An 18,841-nucleotide genomic window follows, 5' to 3' on the forward strand; every position below is an offset into this window, starting at 1 on the left:
TGTCGGTTTTCATACCGCTTTGGCGGAAATTGGCGCTAGATTGCGCTTAAAGCTTTGCAAGGAGTGCCGCGATGAAACTGCCACATGCTCATGTCGACCCGGATGGTTTGGAAGAATTCTCGGTGGTGTTCACCGACCGCAGTCTGAACCACATGTCGGCGAAGTTTCAGGGCGTGATGCGCGAGGTTTCGGGGCTATTGCGCGAGGTCTATAACGGGACGGCGGTGGCTTTGGTGCCGGGCGGCGGCACCTATGCGATGGAGTCGGTGGCGCGGCAGTTCGGGCAGGGCTCTGCTTTGATCGTGCGGAATGGCTGGTTTTCGTATCGCTGGAGTCAGATTTTTGAGGCGGGTGGGTTTTCGGAGCCGACGGTGGTGATGGCGCGGGCCTCGGGGAATGGGGCGCAGGCGGCTTTTGCACCGCCGCCGGTGGAGGAGGTCTGTGCGAAGATCCGCGAGACGAAGCCCGATGCGGTATTTGCGCCGCATGTCGAGACCTCTTCGGGGATCATTCTGCCGGATGATTATATCGCTGCCATGGCGGCGGTGGCGCATGAGGTGGGGGCGCTGATGGTGCTGGATTGCATCGCCTCGGGCTGCGTTTGGGTGGATATGGAAGCGACTGGCGTGGATGTGTTGATTTCCGCGCCGCAGAAGGGGTGGTCGGCTTCGCCTGCCGTGGGGATTGTGGTGATGAGCGCGCTTGCGGAGGCTCGGCTGGCGGAGACGAACTCGAACAGTTTTGCGCTGGATTTGAAGAAGTGGCGGTCGATCATGGCGGCTTATGAGGGCGGTGGCCACGCCTATCATGCCACGATGCCGACGGATGCCATCGTTGGGTTTCGCGATGCGATGCTGGAAACGCGGGAGATGGGGTTTGCGGAGGCAAAGGTGGCCCAGTGGGAATTGGGGAGCGCTGTGCGGGCGATGTTGGCCGAGAAGGGCGTGGCTTCGGTGGCAGCGGCGGGATTTCAGGCTCCGGGTGTGGTGGTGAGTTTCACCGAGGATCCGGCGGTGCAGAATGGATCAAAATTCCGGGCTTTGGGGATGCAGATTGCCGCCGGGGTGCCGTTGCAGGTGGGGGAGGGGGCTGAGTTCCGCACCTTCCGGCTGGGGTTGTTTGGGCTGGATAAACTAGCGGACGTGGCGGCGACGGTGGCGCGGTTGCGGCGCGGGGTGGACGCGGTTTTGTGAGTGTCCACGCGTGGACAGAGGTGGGGTTTGTTATGAATCAAGGAGTTAATGGGGGAGCGTTAACGCTTTGGTAAGTATTCGGCTGCCACGGCGCCGATTTTCGGGAAGGCCGAAAATCGTGGTCTTGTGGTGCGGGTCTGCGGGGTTCTGGGCCGTTGTTTCGGATGCGGCGGCGGGAGTGCTCCGCACGGGAGTATTTCGAAAAGAGCAAGTCCGGGGGTGGTGCCCAAGTGGACAGGCCGCGTGCTGCGGCCTGCTGGATGTGTGGAGCGTTTGGGCCGGGCCACGATTTTCGTGTTGAAAATCGTCCTGGAGGCCGCCTCAGGTTTGCGAGCCGCCGATTGTCAGGCCGCCGATCAGCAGGGTGGGTTGGCCGACGCCGACAGGCACCCATTGGCCGGCTTTGCCGCAGTTGCCGATGCCGGGATCTAGTTTCAGGTCGTTGCCGATGGCGCGGATTTGCTTGAGGGCGGTGGCGCCGTCGCCGATCAGGGTGGCCCCTTTCACCGCTTCGCCGATCACGCCATTGCGGACGCGGTAGGCTTCGGTGCAACTGAACACGAATTTGCCGTTGGTGATGTCGACTTGGCCGCCGCCGAAGCCGACAGCGTAGATGCCGTCTTTGAGCGACGCCACGATGCCTGCGGGGTCGTCTTTGCCCGACAGCATATAGGTGTTGGTCATCCGGGGCATAGGGATATGGGCGTAGCTTTCGCGGCGTCCGTTTCCGGTGGCGGCAACCCCCATCAGGCGGGCGTTTTGGCGATCTTGCATGAAGCCGACCAAGCGGCCGTCTTCGATCAGGGTGTTTTTCTGCGAGGGTGTGCCTTCGTCATCGACAGAAATGGAGCCGCGACGGTTGGGGATGGTGCCGTCATCCAGCACCGTCACACCGGGGGCTGCGATCATTTGGCCCATCAGGCCTGCGAACGCAGAGGTTTTCTTGCGGTTGAAATCGCCTTCAAGGCCATGGCCGATGGCTTCGTGCAGCAGGATACCGGGCCAGCCGGGGCCGAGGACCACGTCCATCATGCCAGCGGGGGCGGGGACGGCATCGAGGTTCACAAGCGCAATACGCAGGGCTTCTTTCAGCATCGGCTGCCAGTGGCTGGGTTCCATCAGGCCTGCGAGGCCGTAGCGGCCACCGCCGCCGGTGCCGCCTTGCTCGCGTTTGCCGTTGGATTCGATGATCACCGAGACATTCATCCGGGCCATTGGGCGCACATCGGTATAGCGCAGGCCTTCGGGGCGCAGAATTTCGACCTCTTGCAGACCAGCGGCGATGGTGGCCGAGACTTGCACGACGCGGGGATCAAGCGCGCGGGCGTAGGCGTCGATCTCTTTCAGGAGGTCGATTTTCACGGCGAAGACCGCGTCGGCCATCGGGTCGGCGTCGCTGTAGAGTTTGATATTGGTGCGTTTTGGGGCATCAGCGAGGGTGCCGCCGCCATCACCTACGGCAAGGCGGGCGGTTTCCGAGGCGCGTTTCAGCGCGGACTCGGAGATCTCAGTCGAATGGGCGTAGCCTGCAACTTCGCCGCGCACGGCGCGCAACCCAAAACCTTCGGAGGCGTCGTAGCTGGCGTTTTTGATGCGGCCATCGTCGAGCACGATGGCTTCGGAGCGGCGGCGTTCAAAGAACAGCTCGCCATCATCCGCGCCTGCGGTGGCTTCGCGCAGGGTGGCGAGGGCGGTGGCTTCATCGAGATGAGATTCAAACGGGCGGAACGGGGCGTCGGTTGTGGCGGTGGACATCAGGACAGGGCCTTTCAGGGCGCGATTTGGCCCGGTTGAAACGAACTTAGGCGGCGGGCAGGGGCATCGCAAGGCGGGGTTTGGGGTTTTCGTAGCGCGCCCCGCGCGGATGGCCAGCGCCAAGCCGTGGGATTTTTGCTTTGATCTTGGTCAACTGGCGCGGTTTTGCCGCAGCTTACTCTTGTCGGGAAGCGGCTAATATGGTTTCACAGGCCAGAGATAACGGGATTCTGCCCCCTGTTTGGGCATGGTCAAAAAGGTGGCGTGAAAGCTGCCCTTGGATACGGGAAATGAACATGCGTCTTAAGTCGACTTTCAACGCTGTTGCGGCTGCCAGCCTTGGTCTGCTTATGCAGCCTAGCTTCGCCTTGGCGCAAGCATTGGAAACCGTGGGGGCTCCGGTTCCGTATGGCACCGAGCATCAGCCAGCGGCGACCAACATCGCCCGCGATCTGCAGTGGCTGGATCACATGATCTTGGTCATCATCACGGTGATCGTGGCGTTTGTGACCCTGCTGTTGGTCTACATCATGATCCGCTTCAACCGGAAGCGGAACCCGGTGCCTGCGACCTTCACGCATAACTCGCCGTTGGAAGTGGCATGGACGATCATTCCGATCCTGATTCTGGTGTTCATCGGCTCGTTCTCGCTGCCCGCGCTGTTCACGCAGCAGGAAATTCCGGTGGCGGACATCACCATCAAAGCGACGGGCAACCAATGGTATTGGTCGTATGAATACCCGGATGTGAAGGTGGGTGAGGCGGATACGCTGAAGTTTGATGCCTTCCGCATTGATGGCGCAATGAAGATTGACGACGCGGCAGCGGGCTGGGGCGATGATCAGCCGATGTCGACCGCGGGCGTGATGAGCGATGTGGCGGTGAAGAAGCTGGCTTACTACGGCTACACCAAAGAAGATTTCCTGTTGGCCACCGACAATGCCGTGGTGATTCCTGTGGGCAAGACCGTGGTGATGCAGGTGACGGGTGCGGATGTGATCCACGCTTGGGCGATGCCTGCGTTTGGTGTGATGCAATCGGCGGTTCCCGGTCGATTGGGCCAGTTGTGGTTCAAGGCGGATCGTGAGGGCATCTACTTTGGCCAATGCACCACTTTGTGCGGCAAAGACCATGCCTATATGCCGATCACGGTGAAAGTGGTCAGCCAAGCGGCGTATGATGCGTGGATCGCGCAAGCCACCACGACGGGCAATCTGCGGCTCGCGTCGAACTGAGACCCAAGCTACGGCACAGCGGGCCTCCGGTTTTGGGGGCCCGCGTTAGACCAGAAAGCCAGGACGTTATGACCGATATCCGGTCTTTTGAGGCCCCGAAAGAAGCGGGATTTGGCGATTTCGTGCAGCTGTTGAAGCCGCGCGTGATGTCGCTTGTGGTGTTCACTGCGATGGTGGGGCTGTTGGTGGCGCCTGTGCATCTGCATCCGGTGGTCAGCTTTACCGCGATCCTGTTCATTGCTTTGGGCGCGGGCGCGTCTGGGGCGCTGAATATGTGGTGGGATGCCGATATTGACGCGATCATGCGGCGCACCAAGGGGCGTCCGGTGCCTGCGGGTCTGGTGCAGCCTGGGGAAGCTTTGGCGATTGGGCTGGCGTTGTCGGGTATCTCGGTGGTGATGCTGGCGCTGGCGACAAATATTCTGGCGGGCGCGCTGTTGGCGTTCACGATTTTCTTTTATGCCGTGGTCTATTCGATGTGGCTGAAACGTTCGACGCCGCAGAATATCGTGATTGGCGGGGCGGCTGGCGCGTTTCCTCCGATGATCGGCTGGGTGGCGGCAACGGGTTCGATCTCGGTTGAGGCAGGCCTGATGTTCATGCTGATCTTCATGTGGACGCCGCCGCATTTCTGGGCTTTGGCTTTGTTCATGAACGAGGATTATTCCAAGGCGGGTGTGCCGATGCTGACGGTGACGCATGGCAAGAAAGTGACCCGCAATCATGTGCTGGTCTATACTTTGGCGCTGATCCCGTTCGCGCTGGGCTTGGGCTTCACCTCAATCGGCGGGCCGGTCTATCTGGCGGTGTCGGTGTTGCTGAACGCCGAGTTCCTGCGCGGGGCGTATCGGATCTGGAAGCGGGATGAGGTTATGGCTGAGGCGGATAGCTATAAGGTGGAGAAAGCGGTATTCCGCTTTTCGCTGCTATATCTGTTCCTGCATTTTACCGCACTTTTGGTAGAGGTTGTGCTGCACAGCTCTGGCATGGGGGGCTGGTGATGGCGTTTCCGGCACCGGAACATGAGATTCACCGCAGGCGGTTTTCGCGCAATCTGGGCGTTGGGCTGACGCTGGTCTGCTTTGTCGCGCTGGTGTTTGCGCTGACCGTGGTGAAAGTGACCAACGGCGATCTGGGCCATGCCAATGACGCGCCGGGGATGCTGGGATCGACCCAGCCGATTGCGCCGGAATTGCCTGCGCCTGCGCCTGCCGCTCCAGCGGTGAGCCCATGAGAAAGTCTGTCGACGCGCAAAAGAAAACCGCCGCCCTGCTGGCAGGGGTTGCGGTGGTGATGCTGTCTTTGTCCTTCGCGGCGGTGCCGTTTTACAACTGGTTCTGCCGGGTGACGGGCTATGCGGGCACGACTTCGGTGGCAGCAACGGGCGCGGATGAAATTCTGGATCAAACGGTGAAAATCCGCTTTGACGCTTCGCTCGAAGCCGGGATGCCTTGGCAGTTCCGCGCGGTGCAGCCGTCGATGGAACTGCGCATCGGTGAGACGGGCCTTGCGTTCTTTGAGGCCTATAACCCGACTGACAAAGCGGTGGGCGGGCAGGCCAGCTATAATGTCACGCCAGATCAATCGGGCGGCTATTTCACCAAGATTGAGTGTTTCTGCTTCACCGAGCAGATTTTGCAACCCGGTGAGCGGGTGCAGATGCCGGTGAGTTTCTACGTCGATCCGTCGATTGTGAAAGACCCGGAAGCCAGTCTGATCAAAGAGATCACACTGTCTTACACCTTCCACGTCGCCGATATTCCGCAAAAGCAGGCTGCCAATACGGTGGCCCCGGCTCTTGCCGAGACGCCTACCAAGCTTATAGAATAAAGACAAGAAAACCGAGGGAACCCGACCATGGCCCACGCCAAGAACCACGATTACCACATTCTTCCGCCGTCGATCTGGCCGTTTTTCGGGGCTGCCAGCGCGTTTGTCATGCTGTTTGGCTTCGTGCTGTGGATGCACGGCTCGCACCCATTCGTGGGGTTGATCGGCCTCGCGGGCGTGCTTTACACCATGTATGCGTGGTGGTCGGAAGTGGTGCATGAGGGCCAGACTGGCGATCACACGCCCGTCGTACGGATCGGCCTGCGCTATGGCTTTATCCTGTTCATCATGTCGGAAGTGATGTTCTTCTCGGCGTGGTTCTGGACCTTCTTCAAACACGCGATGTATCCGATGGGGCCGCTGTCGCCGCTGAAAGATGGCGTTTGGCCGCCAGAAGGCATCGTGATGTTCGACCCGTGGCATCTGCCGCTGATCAACACGCTGATCCTGCTCTGCTCGGGTTGTGCCGCGACTTGGGCGCACCACGCTTTGGTGCATGAGAACAACAACCGCGCGGCGATGAAGCAGGGCTTGATCCTGGCGATTGTGCTGGGGATGCTGTTTACCTTCTTCCAAGCTTATGAATACAGCCATGCGGCTTTTGGCTTTGCGGGCAATATCTATGGCGCGTCGTTCTTCATGGCGACCGGGTTCCATGGTTTCCATGTGGTGATCGGCACGATCTTTTTGACGGTCTGCCTGATCCGCACCTACAAGGGCCATTTCACCCCGGAACAGCATGTCGGCTTTGAAGCCGCGGCTTGGTACTGGCACTTCGTCGATGTGGTCTGGTTGTTCCTGTTCGCCGCTGTCTACATCTGGGGCAGCGCATAACGATCTAAGACTATGCGCGGGCCCCGGTGGCCCGCGCAGCTTTTTCAGGGTTTGCTGATGAAATTCCGTCTGATGTCTGCGCTGTTGCTGGGTTTGGCTGGCGTGGGATTTCTGTGCAGCCTTGGCCTCTGGCAAGTGCAGCGCATGTATGAAAAGCGCGCGCAACTCGATGAGATGACGGCGGGGATTTCCGAGCCTGCGGTTCCGGTACCTGCGGTGTTGGACCCAGAGCGGGATCGCTATCGGCCCGTGCTGGCGGCGGGGCGGTTTACCGGCGAGACGCTTTATGTTCTGTCTGGCCAGCCGATGATCGGCGCCGGGGTGCAGGTGATCTCGGTTTTGCAGATGGCAGACGGGCGGCGTTTGCTGGTGGATCGCGGGTTTTTGCCGGATGAGGCCAAGCACAAGGCATTGCACGTGACCGATCTGACGGTGCAGGGCAATCTGATGTGGCCGCGCGACAGCAATCAATATACCCCGCCCCCCGACGCCAAGACCGGCATGTGGTTTGCCCGCGATGCGGTGGCGATGGCGGCGGTTTTGCACACAGAGCCGACATTTATTGTCGCGCGCGCGCCAACGGGTGACGGGATCGAGGCGATGCCGGTGGATACTTCGTCTATTCCCAATGACCATTGGGGCTATGCGATCACCTGGTTTTCGCTGGCCTTGGTGTGGGCGATGATGACAGCGGGGCTGGTCTGGCGTATCAGGCGGCAAATCTAGGGGGGACGGATGCGGTATATCTCGACGCGGGGACAGGCTCCGGTTTTGAATTTCAGCGAAGCGATGATGACGGGGCTGGCGCGCGATGGCGGGCTGTATGTGCCCGAGGTCGTGCCTGCTTTGTCGAAGGCGGAAATCGCGGCGATGGCGGGGCTGTCCTATGAGGAGATCGCGTTTCGGGTGATGCGGCCGTATTTGGGGTCCACGTTTACCGATGCTGAGTTCAAGGGGCTGCTGGCGAAGGCTTACGCTGGCTTTGGCCATGCCGCGCGCGCGCCTTTGGTGCAGTTGGGGCCGAACCATTTCCTGCTGGAGCTGTTCCACGGCCCAACCTTGGCGTTCAAAGACTTCGCCATGCAGTTGATCGGGCAGATGATGCAGGCGGCACTGGCCAAGACCGGTGAGCGGATTACGATTGTTGGGGCGACTTCTGGCGATACCGGGTCGGCGGCGATGGAGGCGTTTCGGGGGTTGGCGAATGTCGATCTGTTTATTCTCTATCCGCATGGGCGGGTGTCGGATGTGCAGCGGCGGCAGATGACCACCCCTTCTGAGGCGAATGTTTACGCCTTGGCGATGGACGGAGATTTTGACGATTGCCAAGCCCGTGTGAAGGATATGTTCAACGATTTCGCCTTCCGCGATGGCGTGCGGCTGGCGGGGGTGAATTCGATCAACTGGGCGCGGGTGTTGGCGCAGGTGGTGTATTATTTCAGCGCGGCGGTGTCGTTGGGCGCGCCGGATCGGGCGGTGAGCTTCACTGTGCCGACGGGCAATTTCGGTGACATTTTCGCGGGCTATATCGCGCGGAAAATGGGGCTGCCGATTGATCAACTGGTGATCGCGACCAATCAGAATGACATTCTGGATCGGGCGATGAAGACCGGGGATTATGTGCAGAATGGGGTGACGGCCTCGATCTCACCGTCGATGGATATTCAGGTGTCGTCCAACTTTGAGCGGGCGTTGTTTGACGCTTATGGCCGCGATGGCGCGGCGGTTTCGGCTTTGATGGAGGAGTTGAAATCGGGCGGTTTCCACATTTCGCAAGGGGCGATGGGGATGCTGCGCGAGACCTTTGCTTCGGGGCGATGTTCGGAGGAGGAGACCACGGCGACGATCCAGCGCGCCTTTGCGCAGACCGGGGAAATCCTTTGCCCACATTCCGCCGTGGGCGTGAAGGTGGCAGAGGAGCATCTTGGGGAAGCGCCGATGATCACCCTCGCCACGGCGCACCCGGCGAAGTTCCCAGATGCGGTGGAAGCGGCGATGGGCACACGGCCCCAGCTTCCGCCACGCATGGCGGACTTGTTCACGCGCCCGGAACGTGTCACCCGTGTTCCGAATGATCTGGGCGCTTTGCAGGCGCTGATCCGCGAAAGGATTGCCCGTTGAGCCACGCATCTGCCGGTCTGCGCCTGACCACTCTGCCGAACGGCTTCCGCATCGTCACCGAACATATGCCGGGGCTGCTGTCTGCCAGCGCCGGGATTTGGGTGATGGCGGGTGGGCGGCACGAGAAGCCAACGCAGAACGGCATCGCGCATTTTCTGGAGCATATGGCGTTTAAGGGCACCAAGCGGCGCACGTCTTTGCAAATTGCCGAGGAAATTGAGGATGTTGGCGGCTATATCAATGCCTATACCTCTCGGGAAATGACCGCTTATTATGCGCGGGTGTTGCAGGCTGATGTGGGACTCGCCCTCGACGTGATTGGCGATATTGTGCTGAACCCGGCCTTTGATAAGAAGGAAATTGAGGTTGAGCGGCATGTGATCTTGCAGGAGATCGGTCAGGCTTTGGATACGCCCGATGATATCGTGTTCGATTGGCTGCAAGAGGCGTCTTACCCGGATCAAGCGTTCGGGCGGACGATTCTGGGGCCGGAGGAGCGGGTTTCTTCCTTTACCCGCAAGGATTTGCAGGGCTTTGTGGCGGAACACTACGGGCCGGGGCAGATGATTTTGGCGGCGGCTGGCGCTGTCGATCACGATGCGATTGTGAAGCAAGCCGAGGCGATGTTTGGCAGCATGAAGGCCAAGCCCGCGACCACGTTTCAGGCGGCGACGTTCAAAGGGTCGGAACGCCGTGAGGTGAAGGATCTGGAGCAGGTGCATTTCGCCATGGCGTTTGACGCGCCGGGTTATCGGCATCCGGACGTCTATACCGCGCAGGTTTATGCGATGACGATGGGCGGCGGCATGTCGTCCCGTCTGTTCCAGAAGGTGCGGGAAGAGCGGGGCCTCTGCTATTCGATCTTCGCCCAGTCGGGGGCTTATGAGGATGCCGGGCAGATCACTTTGTATGCGGGCACTAGCGCTGAGGAAATCGGCGAGCTGACCCAGATCACCATGGATGAGTTGAAGCGCGCGGCGGATGATATGTCTGAGGCCGAAGTGGCCCGCGCGCGGACGCAGATCAAGGCCGGAATGTTGATGGGGCTGGAAAGCCCGTCGTCTCGGGCCGAACGCATCGCGCGTCTGCTGGCGATTTATGATCGGGTGCCGGGGGTGGATGAGGCGGTGGAGCGGATTGATGCGGTGACGGTGGCGGATGTGCGGCGTTATGCGGGCGAACTGGCAGAGGCGGATTCGGCTTTGGCTTTGTATGGCCCGGTTGCGGATGCCCCCTCGCTGGAAGATATTCGCAAGCGTTTGGCGGCGTAATGCTATCCTTCCGCCGCAGGCCCACGGTTGAAACCGAGCGGATGACTTTGCGGTTGCCTGCGCACAGCGATTACAGAGCTTGGGCAGGCTTGCGCGAGGCTTCTGTGGCGCATCTTACCCCGTGGGAGCCAGTTTGGGCGCATGATCATTTGTCGCGCAAAGCCTTTACCAACCGGGTGTATTGGGCGGGGCGGGCCGAGGCCACGGGCACGGCACTGCCGATGCTGATGTTCCGACGCGAGGATCGGCAGTTGTTGGGCGCGGTGACGCTGGACAATATCCGCCGTGGCCCGGTGCAGGCGGGCACGATGGGCTATTGGATTGGTGCGCCCTTCGCGCGGCGTGGTTATATGAAGGAAGCGGTGCAGGCTTTGGTGCATTTTTCCTTCGCGCAACTGGATATTTCCCGGATTGAAAGCGCCTGTCTGCCGGAAAACGTCGCATCGCGTGGCGTGCTGGAGAAATCTGGCTTTAAATATGAGGGCGTGGCGCAATCTTATTTGCAAATCAACGGGCGCTGGCGGAACCATGTGTTATACGCCAACTTACGGAACGACCGACGTGGTCGCACGGACGTGGGTTAAGTCGCTGCTTTGCAGGCGGCAGCCCTACGCCGGAGCGGGTGGGGTCTTGTCTGGAGAGCCCAATGAGTGAAGTCAAAGTCCTGCTGTTGCGCGGCGTGAACGTGTCGGGCGCCAATCGCCTGCCGATGCCGGAGTTTCGGCAAATGCTGCTGGAACAAGGGCTTCAGCAAATCCACACCCATCTGCAAAGCGGCAATGCGGTGTATCTTGATCCGGGCGTCGCCGGGGTTGAGGCGAAAATCACCACAGCGATGAAAGAGCGTTTCGGCTTTGCGCCGCCGATGTTCGTGATGACGCTGAAAGAATACGATGCGATTTTGGCGACGAACCCGTTCAAAAAGCAGGGCGCGGCTGATGGCGCTGGTGTGCATATCTATTTCCTCGCCAGCCCAGCGGCGGCCACGGCGGTGCAGGCTTTGTCGGCCCATGCGGCAAATGGTGAGCAGATCTTGTTTTCTGACAAGGCGGCTTATCTGCTAGCTCCGAACGGAATCGGACGATCTGTGCTGGCGACCAAACTGGAGGCGGGTTTGAGCATGGTGAAGACCGCGCGCAACCAAACCTCTGCCACGGCGATTGCAGCTTTGGCGCGCACGATCACTGTGTGAACCGCGGCTTTGAGCCTTGAGTGAGACGATAAGATGCTGAACCCTGCCGATCCTGCGTTTGTTGAAATGCTGCGTGGGCTGCTGCCCGAGGGCGCTTTGCACGCAGCCGAGCCGCGCTATCTGGAAGAACCGCGCGGGCGCTGGCAGGGTTTGGCGGGGGTGGTGGCGCTGCCTCGGACGGTTTCTGAGGTGTCGGTGGTGGTGCGGGCTTGTGCGCAGGCGCGTGTCGGCATCGTGCCTTGGGGCGGCGGCACCGGGCTGGTCGGCGGGCAGTTGATGTCCGAGGGCCCCGTGCCCGTGGTGCTGTCGCTGGAGCGGATGGCAGCCTTGCGCGGCAGCTATGCTGAGGAAAATGTGCTGGTGGTCGAGGCCGGGATGATCCTCGCCGATGTGCAGCGCCATGCCGGCGATCTGGGCCGGGTGTTTCCGCTGGCTTTGGCGTCGGAGGGGACGTGCCGGATTGGTGGGAATCTTTCCACCAACGCAGGGGGCTTGAACGTGCTGCGCTATGGCAATGCGCGGGATTTGTGTTTGGGCGTCGAGGCGGTTTTGCCGGATGGAAGCGTTTTCAATGGCTTGAAGCGCTTGCGCAAGGATAACACCGGCTATGATCTGCGGCATTTGCTGATCGGGGCCGAGGGCACTTTGGGCGTGATCACCGCCGCCAGTCTGCGGCTGTATCCGGTGCCGGGGGTGGTTGGCACGGCTTTGCTGGCGGTGGAGAGCCCGGCGGCTGCGTTGAAACTGCTGTCGCTGGCGCAAGAGCGGCTGTCGGGGATGGTCTCGGCATTTGAGTTGATCGGGCGGATGGGGTTGGAGTTTTTGGCCGAACGCATCCCCGAGGTGAAGCTGCCGCTCGGGATGCCGGAGTGGATGGTGCTGATCGAGATCGGTCTGCCTGCGGGGTTCGGTTTGGCCGAAGATCACTTGGGTGGGCTGTTTGAGGCGGGACTGGCGGACGGGTTGGTGTCAGACGGGGTGATTGCGGCCTCGGAAGCGCAGCGGGCGGGGCTGTGGCGGATCCGCGAGGCGATCCCGGAAGCCAACCGGATGATCGGGGCGGTCAGCAGCCATGATATTTCGGTGCCGCTGGGATTGGTGGCGGAGTTTATCGCCAAAGCCGGGCCTCGGTTGGCGAAGCTGGGCGATTTCCGGGTGAATTGCTTTGGCCATTTGGGCGATGGCAACCTGCATTACAACGTGTTCCCGGCGTTTGGGCGCAGCCGGAAAGACTATGAACACCTGCGCGATGCGGTGAAAACCTGCGTGCATGATCTGGTCGATGAACTGGGTGGTTCGATGTCGGCCGAGCATGGTTTGGGGCGGTTGAAGGTGGAGGATCTGGAACGCTACGGCGATCCGGGCAAGCTGGCCGCAATGCGGGCGATCAAGGCGGCGCTGGACCCGTTGGGGATTATGAATCCGGGTGCTGTGCTGCGGGGATAATCGGCGCGTCGGCGGAAATTGGTTCATCTGCGGGCGAATCGGGGAATGGATCGCGGGTTTTGCGGTTGGTCTGGTATCATCCCGAAACAGGAGGACCCATCATGAGCTATATTCAAGGGTTTCTGATCGCAGTGCCGAAGGCCAAAAAGCAGGCCTATATCGACTCGGCGCGGGCGGCGGCACCGATCTTTAAGGAATACGGCGCGCTGCGCGTGGTCGAGACGTGGAGCGAGACGATTGCCGATGGCAAAGTCACCGACTTTAAACGCGCGGTTCTGGCGACGGCTGATGAGGCGGTGGTGTTTTCATGGATCGAGTGGCCGGATCAGCAGACGTATGAGACGGCCTCCGCGAAAATGCAGACCGATGCGCGTTGGAAAGACATGCCTGAGATGCCGTTTGACGGTCAGCGCATGGTCTGGGGCGGGTTTGAGCCGATCTTTGACACCCAGAGCGAGCAATCGGCTGGGGCAGGTTTTGCAAGTTCATCCTGATTATAAGAAACGCCCTGCCGGAAAACCGACAGGGCGCTGGGGTTGGGTGGGTCACGTGTTGCAAGCAGCGTCACCCTAAGGCTGGGTTGGCCTTAGTAAGTCTGGTGTAGGTTGATTCGGTAAACAGGCCGTTAACGGTGATGCGGATTTGGCGTTTAGGCTGCTGAAATGCGCCTGAACCCTGAGGCCCCGGCTCAAGGCTGGGGCAGCGTGGGATGTTTGGACGGCGGGTTAAAGCCCTTCAAAGGCGCAGAGGGCGTGGACTTCCATGCCCATGCTTTCCAGCTTTTTGCGCCCGCCCAAGTCTGGCAGATCAACGACGAAAGCGCAGCCGATCACCTGTGCGCCGAGACGTTCGATCAGTTTGATGCCCGCCTCGGCGGTGCCTCCGGTCGCCAGCAGATCATCGACCAGCAGGACTTTCTCGCCCGGCTGCATCGCGTCTTCATGCACCTCGACCACCGCCTCGCCATATTCCAGCGTATAGGCTTGGCTGATGGTCTGGCCCGGCAATTTGCCCTTTTTGCGGATCGGCACAAAGCCGGTCGAAAGCTGATGCGCGACAGCCCCACCCAGAATGAAACCGCGCGCCTCCAGCCCGACCACCTTATCAATCCGCATCCCGGCATAGGGGGCGAGCAGTTGGTCGACGCACATCCGAAAGCCGCGCGGATCGGCGAACAGGGTGGTGACATCACGGAAGAAGATGCCTTCATGCGGGAAATCAACGATGGTGCGGATGTAGTCTTTGACGGTTTTCTTGGCAGAGGACATCAGCGAGCCTTTCAGAAGTCGGGTCTGTTTACCATCAGCCAGAACACCGCGACAAGGGCGGCGAAAGCGGGGACGCCAAGGGCGAGCCAGATCCGGTAGAGTTTTCGGGCCTTTGCCGGGAGCGGGGTGCCTGCGGTGAGGGCTTCGGCGGCAAGGTCTCGTATGTGCAGTTGCAGGATGACGACGGGGGCCCAGCACAGGAAGGCGAGGATGTAGAGGGCATAGGCTATCAGCAGCCACGGCTCGGTCAGCGAGTAGCCTGCGCGGTGGATCAGCCAGAGGCCGGTGAGGGGCTGAATGATGCCGGCGGGGGTGGTGAAGATCCAGTCGGCGATCACCACGCCAGAGGCTGTGGAATGGATGGTTTCGAGTTTTCCGGTGCGCATCGCTCAGACCATCTGAAACGCGGTGCCTATGCCGGTGCCGAACAGCACGGTCGAGCACAAGATGTGCAGCCAGCGGGCGATCAGATACCGGTCCATCAGCGTTCCTCGGTCAGGGCTAGGTGGGTCAGCAGCAAGGCGAGGATGGGCAGGTTTTTTAGGAGGCCGCCAAACGGATCAAGCCAGAGGGCCGGGGCGATCAGGGTCAGGCCAAGCGTGTAGCCCAGCACCATCAGGATTTGCAGAATGGCGGTGGTTTTGGGCCGCCAGTTTTTCAGCAGGGCAATGCCGAGGGCGGCGTCAGCCAAGCCTCCGGCTTTGGCAAGGATCAGCGCGAGGGTGGCGGGCAGGGCGATCTGGGGCAGGTAAATCTCGGGTGGGGCGAGCAGGCCGAGGGTGGCGGAGGTGAGCCAGAGCACGGCGAGTGTCAGGCGGATCAGCGGTTTCAGCAGATAAAGCCGGGCTTGCCACAGGTCTTGCGTGCCAGCGGGGCGGGATTGCAGGAACTGGGTGAAGGCGCGCGCGCTGCGGTGGAATTGTTGCAGCGATGGCGCCGGGTTGGCCTGCGCAACTTGCGGGGGCAGGGCATCAGCGGGTCGGGTTTGCGGGATTTGCGCCACGGCGCAGAGGTGTTCCAGCAACGCTGCGGGGGCGGCCAGTACGCCTTGCTCCAGTTGCGCGACCGAGGTGGCCGAGATCGGGCCTATGCTGAGGGCATCCCCGATCTGTCCCAAGCGGCGGGCGAGCGGAAGCGGGATGTGGAGCAGGGGGTGGTGCGGCAGGCCGAGCCAGCTTTGGGTGGCGCGCAGGATGCCGGTTTGGCTGACAGTTTGCGGCCCGCCGATTTCCCATCTGCCGGGGGCGGGGTTTTGCAAGCATTCGAGGGCTATGGCGGCAAGATCGCTGGCGTGGATCGGGTTGAAGGGTTGCTCGCCTGTGCCGATCACCGGGGTGAAGAACGGCAAGGCGGCAAACGCGCGGATCAAGGATGAGCCGCCGTAGGAGGTGTCGGCGAGGACAAGGCCTGCGCGTAAGATGATGGCCTCGGTTGTGGTGGCGGCGGCTTCGCCTCTGCGGCGCCAGTGGGCGAAGGCGGTGTCGGCCTCTATCCCCACGGCCGAAATCAGCAGGGCATGGGTGCCGGGGTGTCTTGCGGCATAGGCGGCGGCGGGGGCTTTGACGTGGACGGCCTCGAAGATGCCCGCGGTGCCGGTCAGCAGGCCAGCGGCGTTGATGATATGGGTGTTTTGGTCGAGATGCGGTTGCCAGAAGGCGGGGGCATGGGTGGCGCGGGCGGTTAAATCGGCCTGCAGGGTCGCAAAGCCCATACGGTGCAGGCGGGCGGGGGTGCGGGCTTGGGCGGTGACTTGGACGCCTTGCTCGCGCAGATAGAAGGCGATGTGGCGGCCGATGAACCCATCCGCCCCCAGCAACAGCACTTTCATTTTCAGTTCGGGCATTTCAACACGCGCCCCGCCACGGCGTCGAGTTTGGCCAGCAATTCGGGGTCACGTTTGTCCGGCGCGGTCATCAGGGCATGGGTCAGCGCGTGGTCGCAGCCGTGCGGGCAGGTGGGATGATCGGGCAGCAGAGCAGGCAGGTTGGCGACCAGGTTGCGGGCGGCGCTGGCGTTGGCGGTGAGGGTTTGGATCACCGCCGCCACGTCGACCGCGCCGTGATCCTCGTGCCAGCAGTCGAAGTCGGTGATCATGGCGAGGGAAGCGTAGCAGAGTTCAGCTTCGCGGGCGAGTTTGGCCTCGGGCATGCCGGTCATGCCGATCACATCGGCGCCCCAGCTGCGGTAGAGGCGGGATTCCGCTAGGGTGGAGAACTGCGGGCCCTCCATGGCAAGGTAGGTGGCGGTGGGGTGGGTTTTGATCCCAGCTTGTTGGGCCGCTTGCAGGCAGGCTTGGCCGAGGCGGGGGCAGGTGGGGTGGGCGAGGGAGACGTGGCCGACGCAGCCCTCACCGAAGAAGGATTTCTCGCGGGCGAAGGTGCGGTCGATATATTGGTCCACCAGCACGAAATCGCCGGGGTGGTAATCGGGGCGCAGGCTTCCCACCGCTGAAACAGCGAGAATATCGGTGCAGCCGAGGCGTTTCAGGGCGTCGATATTGGCGCGGTAGGGGACGGAGGAGGGTGAGTGGACGTGGCCGCGACCGTGGCGGGGCAGGAAGGCCATCGGGGTGCCGTTCAGGCGGCCGACGAGGATTTCATCCGAGGGTTTGCCCCAGGGGGTGGGGACTTTGACCCAGGATCCGCCTTCGAGGCCGTCGATCTGATAGACGCCGGAGCCGCCGATTACGCCGATCATGGGGGGCATTTTGGGGTCCGTTCATTGGGGTTTGGAAGAGTTTAGGGTGGGAAGCGGGGAAGGGGAAGGGGGTGTTTGGGGAGGGTCCCGACTCGGGACCATTGTTTTTATGGAGGAATTTTAGGGGGGTGGGAGGTATGGTTAATCGGAGGTTAAGATTGGGGTGCAGGCAAGAGGTTGCACCGGGTTGCAAGCGGTACGGGCGCACCTCAATGTGGGGATACGGGGTTTCGGAGTAAGGGCTGGATGGATCGGCTGCTGGAGTTGGTGAGACGGGCGTTTGCGCCAGTGCCGGAGGCGGCGGCATTTTTGGCGGATTGGCCCGCTGCGGGTGAACGACGCGAGAATGTGGCGGGAGCTTTGCCGGTTTGCGACTGGATGCCGGAGTTGCAGGCAGGGTTCAGCCCGGTCGATACGGCGGCGGTGGTGGGAGAGTTGCAGCGGGTGGCGGAGGGTTTGGCGTGGCGGCAGACCTATGGTGCGAGCGATTTTGGCGCGGATTTTTTGCGCGGCTATGGTTGGAGCGAGTTTATCGGCTTGCGTGGTCCTGTGCCCAGTGCGCGGATCGCTTGCGGCGTGTTGCTGCTGGCACCGGGGATCAGCTATCCGTCGCACGCCCATGCGGCAGAGGAGGTTTATCTGCCGATTGCCGGGGTGGCGGAATGGCAAAAGGGCGCGGGGGATTATGCCGCCGTGCCTGTGGGGCAGGCGATACATCATCCAAGCTGGACGCCGCATGCGATGCGGACGGGGGATCAACCGCTGGCGGCGCTGTATTTGTGGCGCGGCGGGGATTTGGCTGCGAAATCGGTGATTTTGTAGGCATAGCCGGGGAGCGCTCCGCGCGGGAGTATTTGCGAAAGAGCAATTTGGGGGGCGTGGTGGAGTGGATATTCACCCCGCGACAGGACGCGCCGATGACTTGCTGTTAGCGCGCAATGTCGAGGAGGGAGGTTTTGGCCAGTTGCTTCAAACGCTCCAGCCTGTGTCGCTTGTTTTGATCTGTCAGGTTGCGCCCCTCCAAGCCTGACCATCCGTTCAAAGCCGAAAACTTTTGAAAGAACTCAAACACCACGGGCGGCGTTGCATGGTCGGCGTATCCGGCCAAAAAGGCAGCGGCGGCGGTTTGAAAGCCTTCAAACGCCGTGGCGTTCACCGGCCATTTTATCGCAAAATCGAACAGGAATGAGATGACGTCCCGCAGCGCGTCATCTTCTTTTTTGTTTTCAAAATCTATGCCATAGACCGCACCTTTGCGGCCAAACAGCACATTGCCGAGATGAAAGTCTTTGTGCGTCACGCAGCGGGTGGATGGCAGTGCTTGGGCCTCGGATGCGCATTGTTCAAGCTGGTGAAACTCCACCATGAAGGCGTCGTAGTCAGGAATAACGATCAGCTTTTCGTCGTGCCGCTGGAGTTTTTTCAACAGCCAGTTCATGTGCGGTTTAGTGTCGAATGCGGCAGGTTTCATCGTTGCTTGTTGGAAACCGGAAATCCAGCGGCCTGCGTTTTGCAGATGGGTGCTGGCATCGGCGATATTGGAAAACTGCGGCAGGAGCTGTTGCAGCGATTCAGCCTTCACATGCTCCATGATCAGGGCGCAGTCTTTTTCCACAAAGGCCAGTGCTTGCGGTGTGGTTAAAAGCGGGTGTTTTAAAGCGGCATTGGTCGATTTCAGCCGTTCGTATTGGTTTAAGATTTTTGCACGACCTGCCGCGTCTGGTGTGCTGAGTTTGCAGACGAATGTGGAGTTCTTGCCGCGTATTTTGCAGCGAAACACCCATGTGTCATACAGTTTTGTGGGGTCTTTGAGCGAGGCCAGCGCGAATTCTTCTTCTGGTAAAAACACGCGCAAGGCACGTCGTGCAGCTTTTACGCTATAGTCTGCATCGAGCATAATTCCCAAATTCCAACGGGTGATAGAGTGGTTTGTGGAGTATCTATCTGAAACTTGGGCGAATTGTGTTGGGCAGGCAAGCGGTATTCGGGGTGCGGACTG

21 protein-coding genes are annotated in these 18,841 nt (G+C 61.0%); 14 read left to right on the forward strand and 7 right to left on the reverse strand.

Annotated elements, in window-relative coordinates:
• Positions 1-71 precede the first annotated feature (71 nt).
• Positions 72-1,193, forward strand: a complete 1,122-nt coding sequence (locus tag ACS5RD_RS07125) for an aminotransferase class V-fold PLP-dependent enzyme (protein WP_489930599.1) — start codon at positions 72-74, stop codon at positions 1,191-1,193.
• A gap of 321 nt (positions 1,194-1,514) precedes the next feature.
• Here ACS5RD_RS07125 and tldD read toward each other — a convergent pair whose 3' ends face one another.
• Positions 1,515-2,948, reverse strand: coding sequence for a metalloprotease TldD (gene tldD, locus ACS5RD_RS07130; RefSeq protein WP_489930600.1), 1,434 nt, complete (start codon positions 2,946-2,948; stop codon positions 1,515-1,517).
• Between the two features lie 296 nt (positions 2,949-3,244).
• Here tldD and coxB point away from each other — a divergent pair, with 296 nt between their 5' ends.
• From coxB to ACS5RD_RS07190, 12 genes are all read left to right on the forward strand, one after another.
• Entirely contained in the window at positions 3,245-4,183 is a 939-nt protein-coding gene (gene coxB, locus ACS5RD_RS07135; protein ID WP_489931347.1) for a cytochrome c oxidase subunit II, read from the forward strand.
• Positions 4,184-4,251: 68 nt separating this feature from the next.
• Positions 4,252-5,184, forward strand: coding sequence for a heme o synthase (gene cyoE, locus ACS5RD_RS07140; RefSeq protein WP_489930601.1), 933 nt, complete (start codon positions 4,252-4,254; stop codon positions 5,182-5,184).
• Positions 5,184-5,417, forward strand: coding sequence for a hypothetical protein (locus ACS5RD_RS07145; RefSeq protein ID WP_489930602.1), 234 nt, complete (start codon positions 5,184-5,186; stop codon positions 5,415-5,417). Before cyoE ends, ACS5RD_RS07145 begins: the two co-directional genes overlap by 1 nt.
• On the forward strand, positions 5,414-6,013 hold the full coding sequence (locus tag ACS5RD_RS07150; RefSeq protein WP_489930603.1) for a cytochrome c oxidase assembly protein: 600 nt from the start codon (positions 5,414-5,416) through the stop codon (positions 6,011-6,013). The genes ACS5RD_RS07145 and ACS5RD_RS07150 overlap by 4 nt, the downstream gene beginning before the upstream one ends.
• A 27-nt stretch (positions 6,014-6,040) precedes the next feature.
• Positions 6,041-6,847: a cytochrome c oxidase subunit 3 gene (locus ACS5RD_RS07155; protein WP_054005693.1), complete on the forward strand. Its 807-nt coding sequence runs from the start codon at positions 6,041-6,043 to the stop codon at positions 6,845-6,847.
• Between the two features lie 57 nt (positions 6,848-6,904).
• Positions 6,905-7,573 carry an SURF1 family protein gene (locus tag ACS5RD_RS07160; protein WP_489930604.1) on the forward strand — a complete coding sequence of 223 codons (669 nt, stop codon included), beginning with the start codon at positions 6,905-6,907 and terminating at the stop codon, positions 7,571-7,573.
• Between the two features lie 9 nt (positions 7,574-7,582).
• Positions 7,583-8,968 carry a threonine synthase gene (gene thrC, locus ACS5RD_RS07165; RefSeq protein WP_489930605.1) on the forward strand — a complete coding sequence of 462 codons (1,386 nt, stop codon included), beginning with the start codon at positions 7,583-7,585 and terminating at the stop codon, positions 8,966-8,968.
• Positions 8,965-10,239 (forward strand): M16 family metallopeptidase, encoded by a 1,275-nt coding sequence (locus ACS5RD_RS07170; protein ID WP_489930606.1) that lies wholly within the window; start codon positions 8,965-8,967, stop codon positions 10,237-10,239. Before thrC ends, ACS5RD_RS07170 begins: the two co-directional genes overlap by 4 nt.
• Positions 10,239-10,823, forward strand: coding sequence for a GNAT family N-acetyltransferase (locus tag ACS5RD_RS07175; protein WP_489930607.1), 585 nt, complete (start codon positions 10,239-10,241; stop codon positions 10,821-10,823). Before ACS5RD_RS07170 ends, ACS5RD_RS07175 begins: the two co-directional genes overlap by 1 nt.
• A 62-nt stretch (positions 10,824-10,885) precedes the next feature.
• Complete coding sequence (locus tag ACS5RD_RS07180; protein WP_489930608.1) at positions 10,886-11,431, forward strand: DUF1697 domain-containing protein; 546 nt, start codon at positions 10,886-10,888, stop codon at positions 11,429-11,431.
• Positions 11,432-11,464: 33 nt separating this feature from the next.
• Entirely contained in the window at positions 11,465-12,877 is a 1,413-nt protein-coding gene (locus tag ACS5RD_RS07185; protein ID WP_489930609.1) for an FAD-binding oxidoreductase, read from the forward strand.
• Between the two features lie 101 nt (positions 12,878-12,978).
• Positions 12,979-13,371 carry a DUF1428 domain-containing protein gene (locus ACS5RD_RS07190; RefSeq protein ID WP_489930610.1) on the forward strand — a complete coding sequence of 131 codons (393 nt, stop codon included), beginning with the start codon at positions 12,979-12,981 and terminating at the stop codon, positions 13,369-13,371.
• A 231-nt stretch (positions 13,372-13,602) separates the two neighbouring features.
• Here the strand turns inward: ACS5RD_RS07190 and ACS5RD_RS07195 are convergent, their stop codons facing one another.
• From ACS5RD_RS07195 to ACS5RD_RS07215, 5 genes are read right to left on the reverse strand one after another with little or no spacing between them, the layout of a single operon-like run.
• A complete protein-coding gene (locus ACS5RD_RS07195; RefSeq protein WP_054005699.1) occupies positions 13,603-14,145 on the reverse strand; it encodes an adenine phosphoribosyltransferase in 543 nt (180 codons plus the stop codon).
• 11 nt (positions 14,146-14,156) lie between these two features.
• Positions 14,157-14,531, reverse strand: a complete 375-nt coding sequence (locus tag ACS5RD_RS07200) for a DUF2269 family protein (protein ID WP_489930611.1) — start codon at positions 14,529-14,531, stop codon at positions 14,157-14,159.
• Between the two features lie 3 nt (positions 14,532-14,534).
• A complete protein-coding gene (locus ACS5RD_RS07205; RefSeq protein WP_489930612.1) occupies positions 14,535-14,627 on the reverse strand; it encodes a DUF2269 family protein in 93 nt (30 codons plus the stop codon).
• On the reverse strand, positions 14,627-15,988 hold the full coding sequence (locus ACS5RD_RS07210; protein WP_489930613.1) for an SDR family oxidoreductase: 1,362 nt from the start codon (positions 15,986-15,988) through the stop codon (positions 14,627-14,629). The genes ACS5RD_RS07205 and ACS5RD_RS07210 overlap by 1 nt, the downstream gene beginning before the upstream one ends.
• Positions 15,976-16,851, reverse strand: coding sequence for an S-methyl-5'-thioadenosine phosphorylase (locus ACS5RD_RS07215; protein ID WP_489930614.1), 876 nt, complete (start codon positions 16,849-16,851; stop codon positions 15,976-15,978). Before ACS5RD_RS07215 ends, ACS5RD_RS07210 begins: the two co-directional genes overlap by 13 nt.
• Before the next feature lie 237 nt (positions 16,852-17,088).
• Between ACS5RD_RS07215 and ACS5RD_RS07220 the strand changes: the two genes are divergently transcribed.
• Positions 17,089-17,664 carry a dimethylsulfonioproprionate lyase family protein gene (locus ACS5RD_RS07220; protein ID WP_489930615.1) on the forward strand — a complete coding sequence of 192 codons (576 nt, stop codon included), beginning with the start codon at positions 17,089-17,091 and terminating at the stop codon, positions 17,662-17,664.
• Positions 17,665-17,770: 106 nt separating this feature from the next.
• Here ACS5RD_RS07220 and ACS5RD_RS07225 read toward each other — a convergent pair whose 3' ends face one another.
• A complete protein-coding gene (locus ACS5RD_RS07225; RefSeq protein ID WP_489930616.1) occupies positions 17,771-18,739 on the reverse strand; it encodes a phosphotransferase in 969 nt (322 codons plus the stop codon).
• Between the last annotated feature and the right edge of the window lie 102 nt (positions 18,740-18,841).

The organism is Cypionkella sp. PAMC25878 (assembly GCF_058135695.1).